At 68.1% G+C, this 13680-nt stretch carries 16 protein-coding genes and 1 tRNA gene; 1 reads left to right on the forward strand and 16 read right to left on the reverse strand.

The annotated features are described in order from the left end of the window. Nucleotides 1-56: 56 nt before the first annotated feature. Nucleotides 57-132, reverse strand: a tRNA-Lys gene (locus tag ACW5EG_RS10925). A gap of 92 nt (nt 133-224) precedes the next feature. Here ACW5EG_RS10925 and ACW5EG_RS10930 point away from each other — a divergent pair. Then, nucleotides 225-713 carry a group III truncated hemoglobin gene (locus ACW5EG_RS10930; RefSeq protein ID WP_457019419.1) on the forward strand — a complete coding sequence of 163 codons (489 nt, stop codon included), beginning with the start codon at nt 225-227 and terminating at the stop codon, nt 711-713. On the opposite strand, the gene queC is transcribed toward ACW5EG_RS10930, so the two are convergent. The 15 genes from queC to napF all read right to left on the reverse strand — a co-directional run bounded on the left by queC (nt 701) and on the right by napF (nt 13680). Beyond that, a complete protein-coding gene (gene queC / locus ACW5EG_RS10935; RefSeq protein WP_457019417.1) occupies nt 701-1369 on the reverse strand; it encodes a 7-cyano-7-deazaguanine synthase QueC in 669 nt (222 codons plus the stop codon). The genes ACW5EG_RS10930 and queC overlap by 13 nt on opposite strands. A 230-nt stretch (nt 1370-1599) precedes the next feature. Then, on the reverse strand, nt 1600-2280 hold the full coding sequence (gene queE, locus ACW5EG_RS10940) for a 7-carboxy-7-deazaguanine synthase QueE (RefSeq protein ID WP_457021455.1): 681 nt from the start codon (nt 2278-2280) through the stop codon (nt 1600-1602). 3 nt (nt 2281-2283) lie between these two features. Further along, on the reverse strand, nt 2284-3075 hold the full coding sequence (gene ybgF, locus ACW5EG_RS10945) for a tol-pal system protein YbgF (protein ID WP_457019414.1): 792 nt from the start codon (nt 3073-3075) through the stop codon (nt 2284-2286). Nucleotides 3076-3084: 9 nt separating this feature from the next. Continuing rightward, the gene (gene pal, locus ACW5EG_RS10950; protein WP_457019580.1) at nt 3085-3561 is read right to left on the reverse strand and encodes a peptidoglycan-associated lipoprotein Pal; all 477 of its coding nucleotides are present in this window, start codon (nt 3559-3561) and stop codon (nt 3085-3087) included. Between the two features lie 111 nt (nt 3562-3672). Then, a complete protein-coding gene (gene tolB, locus ACW5EG_RS10955) occupies nt 3673-4992 on the reverse strand; it encodes a Tol-Pal system beta propeller repeat protein TolB (protein ID WP_457019412.1) in 1320 nt (439 codons plus the stop codon). 253 nt (nt 4993-5245) lie between these two features. Beyond that, nucleotides 5246-6235 (reverse strand): TonB C-terminal domain-containing protein, encoded by a 990-nt coding sequence (locus ACW5EG_RS10960; protein WP_457019410.1) that lies wholly within the window; start codon nt 6233-6235, stop codon nt 5246-5248. Then, complete coding sequence (locus tag ACW5EG_RS10965; RefSeq protein ID WP_457019408.1) at nt 6225-6668, reverse strand: ExbD/TolR family protein; 444 nt, start codon at nt 6666-6668, stop codon at nt 6225-6227. Before ACW5EG_RS10965 ends, ACW5EG_RS10960 begins: the two co-directional genes overlap by 11 nt. Before the next feature lie 12 nt (nt 6669-6680). Then, nucleotides 6681-7475, reverse strand: coding sequence for a protein TolQ (tolQ, locus tag ACW5EG_RS10970; protein ID WP_457021456.1), 795 nt, complete (start codon nt 7473-7475; stop codon nt 6681-6683). Beyond that, a complete protein-coding gene (gene ybgC / locus ACW5EG_RS10975) occupies nt 7472-7930 on the reverse strand; it encodes a tol-pal system-associated acyl-CoA thioesterase (protein ID WP_457019404.1) in 459 nt (152 codons plus the stop codon). Before ybgC ends, tolQ begins: the two co-directional genes overlap by 4 nt. Before the next feature lie 43 nt (nt 7931-7973). Further along, nucleotides 7974-9017: a Holliday junction branch migration DNA helicase RuvB gene (gene ruvB / locus ACW5EG_RS10980; protein ID WP_457019403.1), complete on the reverse strand. Its 1044-nt coding sequence runs from the start codon at nt 9015-9017 to the stop codon at nt 7974-7976. 190 nt (nt 9018-9207) lie between these two features. Beyond that, entirely contained in the window at nt 9208-9846 is a 639-nt protein-coding gene (locus ACW5EG_RS10985) for a cytochrome c3 family protein (RefSeq protein WP_457019402.1), read from the reverse strand. Further along, nucleotides 9843-10361 (reverse strand): nitrate reductase cytochrome c-type subunit, encoded by a 519-nt coding sequence (locus ACW5EG_RS10990; RefSeq protein ID WP_457019400.1) that lies wholly within the window; start codon nt 10359-10361, stop codon nt 9843-9845. The genes ACW5EG_RS10985 and ACW5EG_RS10990 overlap by 4 nt, the downstream gene beginning before the upstream one ends. Before the next feature lies 1 nt (nt 10362). After that, nucleotides 10363-12864, reverse strand: a complete 2502-nt coding sequence (gene napA / locus ACW5EG_RS10995; RefSeq protein ID WP_457019398.1) for a periplasmic nitrate reductase subunit alpha — start codon at nt 12862-12864, stop codon at nt 10363-10365. Continuing rightward, a complete protein-coding gene (locus tag ACW5EG_RS11000) occupies nt 12861-13169 on the reverse strand; it encodes a chaperone NapD (RefSeq protein ID WP_457019397.1) in 309 nt (102 codons plus the stop codon). The genes napA and ACW5EG_RS11000 overlap by 4 nt, the downstream gene beginning before the upstream one ends. Further along, nucleotides 13162-13680, reverse strand: coding sequence for a ferredoxin-type protein NapF (gene napF / locus ACW5EG_RS11005; protein WP_457019396.1), 519 nt, complete (start codon nt 13678-13680; stop codon nt 13162-13164). The genes ACW5EG_RS11000 and napF overlap by 8 nt, the downstream gene beginning before the upstream one ends.

A 13680-nucleotide genomic window follows, 5' to 3' on the forward strand; every position in this document is an offset into this window, starting at 1 on the left:
CGTCGCGATCGCTCCCGGTTCCGGGCCAGGGACGCCCCTTGGCCGCGTGTCCCGACTGGTGGGCCGTGATGGATTCGAACCATCGACCAGCGGATTAAAAGTCCGATGCTCTACCGACTGAGCTAACGGCCCCTGCAGTCACGGAATTATATGTCATGCGTCGTGCGGACCCGCGGCTGACCTGGGTCAAGGCCCGTGCAGCGACACGTGGGCACACTGGGTGCATGCTCACTCCAGGCACCCGCTCCCCGTCGCCCCAGCCGCCCGGCGATGGCGACCACGTTCCCGACGAAGCCGCCATCGCGCGTCTGGTGCACGCGTTCTATGCCCGCGCACGTGCGGACTGGCTGCTGGGTCCGGTGTTCGAGACCGCGGTGGACGACTGGTCCGAACACCTCGACACGCTGGTGCGTTTCTGGTGCTCGGTGCTGCTGCGCGCGGGCAGTTACCGCGGCAACCCCATGGCCGCGCACCGGCCGCTTGACGTGGGCGATCAGCATTTCGCGCGCTGGCTGGCGCTGTGGGACGCAACCGCGCGCGACGTACTCACCCCGGTCCAGGCCCGGCACGTGTTCGAGACCGCACAACGCATCGCCCGGTCGCTGCGCATCGGGCTGGACATCGATCCGCTGCGGCGCGACCGGCGCGATGCGGGCGGCCCGGGTTGCGCCCACGCGCATGCCCACGCCAGCGGGCGCGATCAGCCCGCGTAACGGGTCGGATCGGCAACGCCCGCAGTCTCGAAGCCTTCGGCGCGCAGGCGACAAGCATCGCAATGCGCGCAGGCGCGGCCGGCATCATCGGCGCGGTAGCAGGAGACGGTTGCGCCGAAGTCCACGCCCAGGCGCGCGCCCTCCTGCACGATCTCCGCCTTGCCCAGGTGCAGCAGCGGCGCATGCACGCGGATCCCGGCACCCTCGACCCCGGCCTTCGTCGCCACGTTGGCCAGCCGCTCGAAGGCTTCGATGAATTCGGGACGGCAGTCCGGATAACCGGAATAGTCGACCGCGTTGACGCCACAGAACAGATCGCTGGCGCCCAGCACTTCGGCCCAGCCCAGGGCCAGCGACAGCATGATGGTGTTGCGCGCCGGCACGTAGGTCACCGGGATGCCGGGCCCGCCGGCTTCCGGCACCTCGATGTCGTCGGTCAGGGCGGATCCGCCGAAGGCGCGCAAGTCGACCTTGACGGTCTTGTGTTCGACGGCGCCCAGCATCGCGGACACGCGGCCGGCGGCCTCGAGCTCGGAGGTGTGGCGCTGGCCATAGCTCAGGCTCAGGGCGTGCACGGCAAAGCCCTGCTCGCGCGCGATGGCCAGGACGACGGCGGAATCCATGCCGCCAGAGACGAGGACGACTGCTTTTTTCATGGGATTCTGACTTCGGATCGTGGATTCAGTCTGGGTCAGCGGTGCTGGCGAGCCGCGGTTGTAATCCCGAGCGCAGTGAGGGACCTGCATTCCCCGGCACTGCCGGGATCCCTCGCTGCGCTCGGGATGACATTCCGGTGTCTGGAACTTTCACGGGAACGCTCGGGTCCGTGACGACGCTTCCAGGCACGCCTCGCGCACCCGCACGACAACCGTCCGCGAACGCCGCCTCAGCGCCCGGGTTCGTCATTCCACAGCAGCTTGTGCAGTTGCATCTGGAATTTCACCGGCAGGCGGTCGGCGACGATCCAGTCGGCCAGGTCGGTCGGCGAGAGCTCGGACTTGCTCGGCGAGAACAGCACGTCGCAGCGGGCATGCAGTGCACGCGCGTGCAGCGCCTCGCGCGCCCACTCGTAGTCGGCACGGCTGCAGATGACGAACTTCACCTGGTCGTGCGGCGTGAGTAGCGGGACGTTTTCCCAGCGGTTGCGCGCCACCTCGCCCGATGCCGGCGTCTTGATGTCCAGCACCCGCGATACCCGCGGGTCGACCCCTCCGATGTCGATCGCGCCGCTGGTTTCCAGCGATACCACGTAACCGGCGTCGCACAGGCGCGAGAGCAACGGCAGGCAGCGCTTCTGCGCCAGCGGCTCGCCGCCGGTCACGCAGACGTGGCGCACGCCGAAGCCGGCCACCTCGGACAGGATCGAGTCGATCTCGCGCCACTCGCCGCCGTGGAAGGCATAGGCGGTGTCGCAGTACACGCAGCGCAGCGGGCAGCCGGTCAGGCGCACGAACACGGTGGGCCAGCCTGCGTCGCGGGCTTCGCCCTGCAGTGACAGGAAGACCTCGGTGATCTTCAGCCGGTCAGCCGTCGATGCGGCGGCCGCATCGGGCACGACGGCATCCATGGCTCAGCGGCTGGCGCGCGCGAGCTGGATCGCGTGCAGGCGATCTTCGGCAGTGCGCGCCGCGTCGGTGCCGGGATACTGGGCCAGCACCTGCGACAGGGTCGCCTCGGCGCCGTCCAGGTCGCGCAGCCCGTATTGCGACAGGCCGATCTTGAGCAGCGCGCCCGGCGTCTTGTCGTGGGTCGGGTGCCGCGCCACCAGCGCCTGGAACTGCTCCCGCGCCAGTTCGTAGTTCTGGGTGACGTAGTAGCTTTCGCCCAGCCAGTAGCGGGCGTTGGGCGCATACACACCTTCAGCGTGCGTGCGCAGGAAATCCTGGAACAGCTGGGCGGACTCGGCATAGTTGCCGGCCTTGAGCGCGTCGAACGCAGTCTCGTAGGCACCGCGTTCGCCGGCCGTGTTCACCAGCAGGCCGGCATCACCGTGCACCGCCGGCGGGGTGTCGCGTGGGGCGGCGGCAGGCGCCGCTCCGACGGGTTGCTCGCCCAGTGCAGGCGGCGGCAGGCCCGCGCCCTCAAGCCGGTTGAGGCGGCCGTCGAGGTCGAGGTACTGGCTACGGCCGGTCGACTTGAGCTGCTCGTTCTGATGCTGCAGCTCTTCCACCTGCGAGCGCAGGGACTGGACCTCGCTGCGCAGCTCGGTCAGCTGGTTGAGCAGGTCGACGTTGCCGCGGTTGTCGGCAGCCCGCTGCTCGAGCACGGCGACGCGATCGGCCAGGCTTGGCCGTTGGGCGGACGCGGGCGCGGCGGCCATGAAGGCCGCCGCGAACGCGATTGGAACAAGGAAAGCACGCATCTTCGCGTCTTACTTCGCCGTGTAGACGATCTCGACGCGACGGTTCTTCGCCCAGCAGTCCTCGTTGGAGTCGGTGCAGCTCGGACGCTCTTCGCCATAGCTGACCACGGTCAGCTGGCCACCGGAGCCACCGTTGGCCTGCAGGGCCGACGACACCGCATTGCCGCGACGCTCACCCAGGCCGAGGTTGTACTCGCGGCTGCCGCGCTCGTCGGCATGGCCTTCCAGCGTGGCGCGCGAGGACGGACGATCACGCAGGTACTTGGCGTGGCACGACATGGCGGCCTGGAACTCCGGACGCAGGGCGTCACGATCCAGGTCGAAGTACACAACGCGCTGACGCAGGCAGGCGTCGGTGTCGAGGTCCGAGGGGCCATATGCACCCGGAGCGGTGGTTCCATCCGTCTGGGCTGGCGGCGTCGCCGTGTCGACCGGGGGGGCTTCCTTGACCTTCTTGGAGCAAGCGGCCATGGCCACGCACATCATTGCGATGAGCAGGGCCTTGCCAAACACGGCAGACTTATGGGTGTTCATTCTCGTCGATCCTCGGGCGTTGAAACGGACGTTCAGGTTGATTGAATGGCTGTGCAGAACGTGTCAGCGCGGGGTCCGGTAAGGTCCCCATGCGGGCTCGCGTACATCTCCGTCGGCCAGGACCAGGCGCTGTCGCACGCGGCCATCGGCTGACACAGCATACAGGACACCCCGCCGCCCTTCACGCGCCGCATAGAGGATCATGCTGGCGTTGGGCGCAAAGCTGGGGGACTCGTCGAGCGAGCCCGGGGAGATGGTCGACCAGCGTGGCGAACCCATGCTGCGGTCCATCACCGCGACGCGGTAGGAGTTGCCTGCGCCCTGTGCCACTGCGATCTTCTGGCCATCCCAGGAGATGCTTGGATCGGCGTTGTAGTTGCCCTCGAACGTCACCCGGCTGGCGCCGCCGCCCGAGGCCGGCGCCTGGTAGATCTGGGGCCGGCCACCGCGGTCGGAGGTGAAGTAGATGCTGTTGCCGTCCGGGCTCCACGCCGGCGAGGTGTCGATGCCGAACTGGTTGGTGATCTGGGTCAGCGCCTTGCTGCCCAGGTCCATCACGTAGATCTCGGGGTTGCCGCTGCGCGAGAGGGTCAGCGCCAGCTTGCGGCCGTCGGGCGAGAACGCCGGGCCACTGTTGATGCCGCGGAAGCTCGACACGAGCTCGCGGCTGCCGGTGGTGATGTCCTGGATGTAGATCGAGGAGTTGCCGCGCTCGAAGCTCACATAGGCCAGCTTGCGTCCATCCGGGCTCCAGGCGGGCGACAGCAGCGGCTCGTTGGAGCGCACCACGGTCTGCGGGTTGTAGCCGTCCGCATCGGCAACCATCAGCGCGTAGCGCGAGCCCTGCCCCACGCCGGTAGCGGTGACGTAGGCGATGCGCGTCCAGAACGCGCCACGCACGCCGAGGATCTTCTCGTAGATGGCGTCCGAGATCTGGTGGGCGACGTCGCGCATGGCGCTGCCGCGCGCAGTCAGCGCAAGGCCGAGCAGGCGTTCCTGCCTGGCGACGTCGAACAGCTCGTACTCGACACGGTAGCTGCCTTCGGCCGCGTCGGCCACGCGACCGACCACCAGGAAGTCCTGGCGCAGCGCGCGCCAGGCGGGATAGTCGACCTCCGAGCCGCGCGTCGGCCGGCTGGCCATGTCGCGTTCGGGCAGGGAACGGAACTGGCCCGAACGCTCGAGGTCGGCGCGCACCACTGCGGCGACGTCGGTCTCCGGCGCGGTTCCACCGCCCTGGTAGGGCATCGGCACGATCGCGATCGGCAGGGCCGAGGCGTTGCCGCCGATGATGTCGATCTCCAGTCCCTGCTGCTGTGCGGCCGCGGCGAACGGCAGCAACAGTGTGAGCATGGCGAACAGGCAGCGTTTGGCGAAGGTCATCGGGGAGGTCCCTTGCAGCGTTTCAGTAGGCGGACGACAGCTTGGCCGCGAATCGTCGCATGAAGATGAACGGGGGATGGATTCCGGCAGCCGCGAGGCGGGCCGTCGAGCTCTGTAGGAGCGGCTTCAGCCGCGATCGCCCTGACAGCCTCGCAGAGCATCCGGCATCCTTCGCGGCTGAAGCCGCTCCTACAGCACGCGACAGGCACTCGGCGCACGATATCTGCACGGTCGTGAAGGCGCGATGCGAAGCTCAGCGATCCTGCGCCTGGAAATTCAGCGTGATCGTGCGCTGGAACACCGACTCGAAGCCGACATAAGGCAGTGGCTGCGCCTTGAGCACCGCCGCTTCGACCGAGCGACGGCCGAGTTCGTCGTAGGGACAGGATGGATCCACCCTGGCTTCCACCACTTCGCCGCCGGGAATCTGGCGAATGACGATGCGGCAGCGCTGTCCGATCGCGACCGTGTCCGGCCTGGTCCAGTTGCGCAGGATCGCTTCCTGCAGCGCGGCCGCGTAACGCGCCGACAGCCCGGTATCCACGCCCTGGTTGCCGGGAGGCGGCGGCGCCGAAGCGGACTGCTGGGACTGCTGCGAGGCCTGCCGCGCCTCGCGGTCGGCGATCTGCTGCAGCCGCTGTTGCGTCTGGCGCTGCTCTTGCTCCAGCTTCTTCTGCTCGGCGCGGATCTTCTCCAGCCGCTGCAACGCCAGGCGGCGCTTCTGCTCGGCCTCTTCCTGGCGCTTGCGCTCGGTCAGGTCGATCTGTTCCTGGCGGCGCTTCTCCTCCTGCTCGCGCAGCACGCGCGCCCGTTCGAGCTCGCCGTCGCGGCGCACCTCTTCCTGGTCGACGGGCGCGGGCTCCGGCACGCGCGCCTGCGGGGTGGGCTGCGGTTCGACCGGCGCCTCCTCCGGCAACGGCGCGGGCAGCGGCTGCGGAGGCGGCGGCACCACCTCCTCCAGCACCGGATCGGGCAACGGCTGCACGACAGGTTCGGGCAGCGGCTCGGGCTCGATCGCCAGCGCACGCTCCACGGCGCGCTGGTCGGTGCTGGACACGTCCAGCACCGCCTCCATCGACGGCGCGCCGGCCACGCTGATGCGGTCCGGGTCCCAGTTCAGCAGCGGCGACAGCAGCAGGATCGCCAGCACCAGCACGTGCACGACGATGGCCCAGGCGATCGCTCGGCCCAGGCCTTCCTCTTGCTGCGCCCCGCCGGGACGCTGGAAAGCGTCAGCGTGCATCACCGCCCGCGTTGGTCATCAGGCTGACATTGCTGACCTTGGCACGGCGCAGCACGTCCATCGCATCGAGCACGGTCTGGTAGGGGGCGCTGCCCTGCGCGGCCACCATCACCCGCAGCTCGTTGCCCTGCTGCTCGCGGATCGGCGCGAGCATGGCCTCCATCTGCGTGGAATCGACGATGCGGGGGCCGCCGTCGCCGGGCAACTGCAGGCCCAGGCTGCCGTCGGGATAGGCGATCACGATCACCGGGTCGGTGCGCTCCTGCGTCGCCCGCGCCTCGGACGAGGGCAGCTTGACGTCCACGCTCAACGTCAGCAGGGGCGCGGTCACCATGAAGATGATCAGCAGCACGAGCATCACGTCGATGTAGGGCACGACGTTGATCTCGGACTTCAGCTTGCGCCGCTTGCGGTGGATGATGTTTCCGGCCATGGCCTGCCCCACCTACTCGATCGTGCTCTGGCGCTGCAGGATGGTGCTGAACTCCTCGGCGAAGTTCTCGTAGCGCACCGCCAGGCGTTCGACCCGCGTGGTGAACCGGTTGTAGGCCCACACCGCGGGGATCGCCACGAACAGGCCGATCGCGGTGGCGAACAGCGCCTCGGAGATGCCCGGCGCGACCGCGGCGATGCCGGTCTGCTCGCCGCTGTTGAGCATGTCGTGCATGGTCACCATGATCCCGAACACGGTGCCGACCAGGCCGACGTAGGGCGCGGTGGAACCGATGTTGGCCAGCAGCTCCAGGTTGCGGTCGAGCTGGTCGACCTCGCGGGTGTAGCTGACCCGCATCGCGCGCTGGGCACCCTCGAGCTGTGCGCGCGCATCGAAGCCGCGCTTGTCGCGCAGGCGGGCGAACTCGCGGAAGCCTGCCTCGAAGATCGCCTCCAGCCCGCCGAACTGGCGGTTGCGCTCGGTCGCGGCGGAATACAGCTTGCCCAGGTCGGCGCCGGACCAGAACCGGCTCTCGAACTCGTCGGCGTCGCGGTTGGCGAGCTTGAAGATGCGCGCCTTGCGGAAAATGATGACCCAGCTGACCACCGAGCCAACCAGCAGCAGCAGCACGATCAGCTGCACCGGCAGGCTTGCCGTGAGCATCAGGTCAACGTAGTTGATGCCCTCGTACGCGGTGACGGCTGCGGCGGCAGTGGCGGTATCGGCCAGTTGGGTCGCAGTCGCGGCCGCCTCATCCGGCAAGGGCTCGATCTGGGTGGCCTGCAGCAGCATTGCGAGGGGAATCATTCGTCCTGGGCTCCGGGTTCAACGAGTCGGGTCAGTTCCTGGTACAGCATTTCGGGGATCGCACGTGGTCGGAACGTCGACGCTTCCAGCGCCGCGCACCGCACCTCCGCATCCAGCAGCAGCTCGCCGTCGCGCAGGATCGACTGCGCGAACACGACGCTCGCGTGCCGGCACCGGCGCAGCGACACCGTGACCTGCAGCGCATCATCCAGCCGCGCCGGCCTGCGGAAATCGATCCGCATCGCCCGCACCGCGAACACCAGCCCGTGGGTCAGGCGCAGCGCGTCCTGTCCGTACCCCAGCGCCCGCACCCATTCGGTGCGCGCCCGCTCGAGGTACGCGACGTACTGCGCGTGGTACACCACACCACCAGCGTCGGTATCTTCCCAGTAGACCCTTGTCGGGATGCTGAACGCGGGGGAATCGGGACCCAGTGCCCTGGACCCGGGACTCAAGCGCGGTTCTCCGGCACGCACGATTCGATAACGATGGGTGGCATCAGAACAGTTCCTCCGTTTCCGGAACGCCGGTCCCGGACTCGCGCGGCGGCGGCTGCAGGCCCAGGTGGCGCCACGCCTTCGCGCTCGCCATGCGCCCCCGCGCGGTGCGGACCAGGAAGCCCTGCTGGATCAGGTAAGGCTCGATCACGTCCTCCAGGGTGCCGCGCTCTTCGCTCAGGGCGGCGGCGAGCGAATCCACGCCGACCGGGCCGCCGTCGAAATTCTCGATGATCAGGCGCAGCAGGCGCCGGTCGAGCTCGTCGAAACCTTCCGGATCGACCTTGAGCATCTTCATGGCAGCGTCTGCGACCTCGCGGTCGATGCGGCCGCCGGCACGCACCTGGGCGTAGTCACGCACGCGGCGCAGCAGGCGGTTGGCGATACGCGGCGTGCCGCGCGAGCGTCGCGCGATCTCGGTCGCGCCCTCTTCGCCGCAGTCCACGCCCAGGATCGTCGCCGCGCGGCGCACGATGCGGGTGAGTTCCGCGGCGCTGTAGAACTCCAGCCGCTGGACGATGCCGAACCGATCGCGCAGCGGCGCGGTCAGCAGGCCGGCGCGGGTGGTGGCGCCGATCAGGGTGAAGGGCGGCAGGTCGATCTTGATCGAGCGCGCGGCCGGGCCCTCGCCGATCATGATGTCGAGCTGGAAATCCTCCATCGCCGGGTACAGCACCTCTTCGACCACCGGCGAAAGCCGGTGGATCTCGTCGATGAACAGCACGTCGTGCGGCTGCAGGTTGGTCAGCAGCGCGGCCAGGTCGCCGGCCTTCTCGATCACCGGGCCGGAAGTGCCCCGCAGGCTCACCCCCAGTTCGTTGGCGATCACGTGGCTGAGCGTGGTCTTGCCCAGCCCGGGCGGGCCGAAGATCAGGACATGGTCGAGCGCCTCGCCGCGATGCTTGGCCGCCTCGATGAACAGGCCCATCTGCTCGCGCACCGGCTGCTGGCCGAGGTATTCGGCCAACCGCTTCGGGCGGATGCTGGCCTCGATGGCCTCGTCCTCGCGGGTGGAATCCGCGGCGATGATGCGTTGTTCTTCCATCGCGCTATGGTCGCACGGCGCATTGGCGGGTGTATCGGCTGCGTCAGCCTGGTGCCGGAGCTTGCGACGGGTCGCGGTTGAATCACCCCTGCAGGTCGATCCCCTCCGCCGCCCGTGTAGGAGCGGCTTCAGCCGCGAACGGAAACGACCTTGCCTCGTGCGTCCGGATCGATTGCGGCTGAAGCCGCTCCTACAGTGGCGCTTCGGTGGCTGGCAGCGCCTGCACGCCCTGCTGCACGCCGGCCATGTTGGGCAGCTTGTGGGCGATGCCCTTGTGGCAATCGATGCAGGTGGCCTCGCCGGTGGCCAGGTAGGTGCGGTGGGTGCGGGCGGCGCGGCTGGCCTGGCGGGTCAGGTCCATCGAGTCATAGTCGTGGCAGTTGCGGCATTCCAGCGAGTCGTTGGCCTTGAGCCGGACCCACTCATGGGTGGCCAGCACCAGGCGCTGGTCGAGGAACTTCTCGCGGGTGTTGATGGTGCCGAAGATCTTGCCCCACACCTCCTTGGAGGCCTGCATCTTGCGCGCGATCTTGTCGGTCCAGTCGTGCGGCACGTGGCAGTCCGGACAGGTGGCGCGCACGCCGGAGCGGTTGCTGTAGTGGATGGTGGTCTTGAGCTCCTCGAACACGTTGTCGCGCATCTCGTGGCAGCTGGTGCAGAACGCCTCGGTGTTGGTGGCGTCCATCGCGGTATTGAATCCGCCCCAGAACAGCACCCCGGCCAGGAAGCCACCCAGGGTCAGGAAACCCAGGCTCAGGTAGCGCGCCGGCGAAGTGAATTGCCGCCAGAACGCGAGGGCCGTGCGGCCCGCGCGGCGCAGCAGCCTCATTGCATGCGCTCCGATCGCAGCAGGGTGTCGATGTCCTGGAAGCCGTTCTCGACCAGTGGCCGCGCGTCGGTCTGCACCACATGGCACTGCACGCAGAAGTAGCGCCTCGGGGAGATCTCTGCCAGGAACTGGTCGTTGCGGTCCATATAGTGGGTCACGCTCACTTCCGGCGCCTGGAACTGCGCGGCCGTGCTGCGCGCATGGCAGAGCATGCATCGGTTGGAGTTGAGGTCGACCTGGTAGCCGTCGATGTTGTGCGGGATGGTCGGCGGCTGCATCGGATAGGCGCGACCGCGACGCACGTCGAAGTTCTCCACCTGGGCCATCGGCAGGGGCGTGATTTCGGTGGTGATCGGAACGTTGCGGCGCAGGCCGTCGATGTCCTGCCCGGGGTTGCCGCGCGCGCCCACCTCGGGCGCCGGCGCGACCACCTGCGGACGGGGTTCGTCGCGACCGCAGGCGACCAGCATGAGCAGGGCCAGCGCCAGCAGGGGCATCACGAGGATCGCGCGCATGTCAGGCCCCTCCCACCGCGACCACCTTGGCCGCGCACTTCTTGAAGTCGGTCTGCTTGGAGATCGGATCGGTCGCATCCAGCGTGACCTTGTTGATCAGCTGCGCCGCATCGAACCACGGCACGTAGATCACGCCGCGCGGCATTCGATTGCGCCCGCGCGTCTCGACCCGGGTGCGCATCGCGCCGCGGCGCGAGGTCACCGCCACCTCGTCGCCGCGCTTGAAGCCGCGTTCATGCGCATCATCTGGATGCATGAACACCACCGCCGACGGGAATGCCCGGTACAGCTCGGGGATGCGCATGGTCATCGAGCCCGAATGCCAGTGCTCGAGCACGCGCCCGGTGACCAGCCACAGGTCGTATTCGGTGTCCGGCGATTCTGCCGGCGGCTCATAGGGCAGCGCCCAGATCACTGCGCGGCCGTCGGGGTTGCCGTAGAACTCGAAGCCCGTCCCCTCCTTGACGTACGGATCCTCGCCCTCGCGATAACGCCAGCGGGTTTCCTTGCCGTCCACCACCGGCCAGCGCAGGCCGCGCACCTGGTGGTAGACATCGAAAGGCGCCAGGTCGTGCGCATGCCCGCGTCCGAACTCGGCGTACTCCTCGAACAGCCCCTTCTGCACGTAGAAGCCAAATGCATCCGACTCGTCGTTCGCGTAGCCCGCCTCGATCTGGTCCACGCCGAAGGCGTCGACCTTGCCGTTGCGGTAGAGCACGTCGAACAGGGTCTTGCCCTTGAACTCCGGGTTCGCGGCCAGGAGTTCGGCCGGCCAGCATTCGTCGGTGGTGAAGCGCTTGGAGAACTCCATCAGCTGCCACAGGTCCGAGCGCGATTCGCCGGGTGCATCGACCAGCTGGTGCCAGAAATGGGTGCGGCGTTCGGCGTTGCCGTAGGCGCCCTCCTTCTCCACCCACATCGCCGAAGGCAGGACCAGGTCGGCCGCCTGGCAGGTCACCGTGGGATAGGCGTCGGAGACCACGATGAAATTATCCGGGTTGCGGTAGCCCGGATAGCCCTCCTCCAGCATGTTGGCCGCGGCTTGCATGTTGTTGTTGACCTGCACCCAGTAGGCGTTGAGCTTGCCGTCCTTGAGCGCGCGGTTGTGCTCGACGGCGTGGTAGCCGACCTTTTCCTTGATGATGCCGCGCGGGATCTTCCAGATGTCCTCGGCCATCGCGCGGTGCTCGGGATTGGTCACCACCATGTCCGCCGGCAGCCGGTGGCTGAAGGTGCCGACTTCGCGCGCAGTGCCGCAGGCCGAGGGCTGGCCGGTCAGCGAGAACGGGCTGTTGCCCGGCGTGGCGATCTTCCCGGTGAGCAGGTGGATGTTGTAGACCATGTTGTTGGCCCACGTGCCGCGCGTGTGCTGGTTGAAGCCCATGGTCCAGAACGACATCACCTTGACGTCGGGGTTGGCGTAGAGCTCGGCCAGCTGCTCCAGCCAGCCGCGCTCGCTGCCGGTCATTTCGATCGTGTGCTCCAGGGTGTAGGGCGCCACGAATCGCGCGAACTCCTCGAAGTCGATCGGAGAACCGCCGTTGGCGTCATCGGCGTTCTTCGCGGCGACCTGCAGCGGATGCTCCGGGCGCAGGCCATAGCCGATGTCGTCGTTGCCGCGCTTGAAGGTCGTGTGTTTGTCGACGAACTCGCGGTTGACCTTGCCCGTCTTGATGATGTGATTGGCGATGTAGTTGAGGATCACCAGGTCCGTCTGCGGCTTGAAGATCATCGGGATGTCGGCGAGGTCGAAGCTGCGGTGCTCGTAGGTCGACAGCACCGCCACCTTGACGTGCGGATTCGAGAGCCGGCGATCGGTCACCCGCGTCCACAGGATCGGATGCATCTCCGCCATGTTCGAGCCCCACAGCACGAACGCGTCGGCCGCCTCGATGTCGTCGTAGCAACCCATCGGCTCGTCCATGCCGAAGGTGCGCATGAAACCGGTGACCGCGGACGCCATGCAGTGGCGTGCGTTGGGGTCGATGTGGTTGCTGCGGAACCCGGCCTTCATCAGCTTGTTGGCCGCGTAGCCTTCCCACACCGTCCACTGGCCCGAGCCGAACATGCCGATGCCGTCGCCACCCTTGGCCTTGAGCACTGCTCGGAACTTCTCCTCCATCACGTCGAAGGCCTCGTCCCAGCTGACCGGGGTGAAGTCGCCTTCCTTGTCGTACACGCCGTCCGTCTTGCGCAGCAGCGGCGTGGTGAGCCGGTCGACGCCGTACATCACCTTGGACAGGAAGTAGCCCTTGACGCAGTTGAGCCCGCGGTTGACCTCGGCGTGCACGTCACCGTGGGTGGCGACCACGCGGCCCTTGTGGACCGCGACGTTGATGCCGCATCCGGTGCCGCAGTAGCGGCACGGCGCCTTGCTCCACTTCAGCTCGTTGCCGCCTTCCACCACCGGCTCGGCGACCTGGGCGGGCAACGGCATCCCCGCCGCGGCGGCGGCGCTGGCGATGGCGCTGTTGCGGATGAAATCGCGGCGGCTGGTACTCATCGCAAGGACTCCTGGAGTGCGTTGCCAGGCGCGGACGGCACGGCATCGGCCGGCGCCTGCGCTTCGATGTGGTGGTAGACGAGGTTGACGGCGTATACGCCAGGCACCGATTCGATCAGGCCGATGTTGTCCATCAGGCCGGCGGTGCCGTCGCTCTCCTGCAGCAGCACGCTGCGGGTGTCGTCCTGCAGGGCGAGCTCCAGGCCGTCTGCGCCTTCGATGGCGGCGGCCAGCGCGGGGATCGCATCGGGACGGTGGCGCACCACCAGGCTGGCGAGGTGCCATTCGGGAGCGCGCTCAGGCATCGATCGACTCTTCGCGTTTCGCAGTGAGCGAGATGGCGGCCGTCGGGCAGCCGGATACGCAGGCGCCGCAGCCGGTGCAGCGGTCGGCCAGTATCTCGGGGACCGGCACGGTACGCGCCGGTGCGAAACGGATTGCCGATGCGCCGCAGGCGTCGCGGCAGCTGAAGCACACCACGCCATTTGCAGCCAGGCAGCTGTCGCCGACCAGCGCACGCAGCGTCCAGGGGGCCTGGTCCGACTGTGCGAACAGCCCGACGCGGCAGGCCGCCGCGCAGTCGCCGCAGAAGCTGCACTCGCCACGCGAAGGCTCGAAGACCGGCAGCCCGCCCGCACCGCGGACCAGGACCTGCTCGGGGCAGGCACTGATGCAGTCGCCGCAACCAGTGCAGGCATCGGCGAAACGCGATTCGTCAAAGGCCCATGGTGGACGCAGCACCGGCGCGTCCCGCAGCCGTCCGCGGAGCAGCGATCTGCGTCTGGAACCGGTCTGTCCGGATGCGGTGACAGGCAC

The organism is Luteimonas sp. A611, assembly GCF_054072715.1.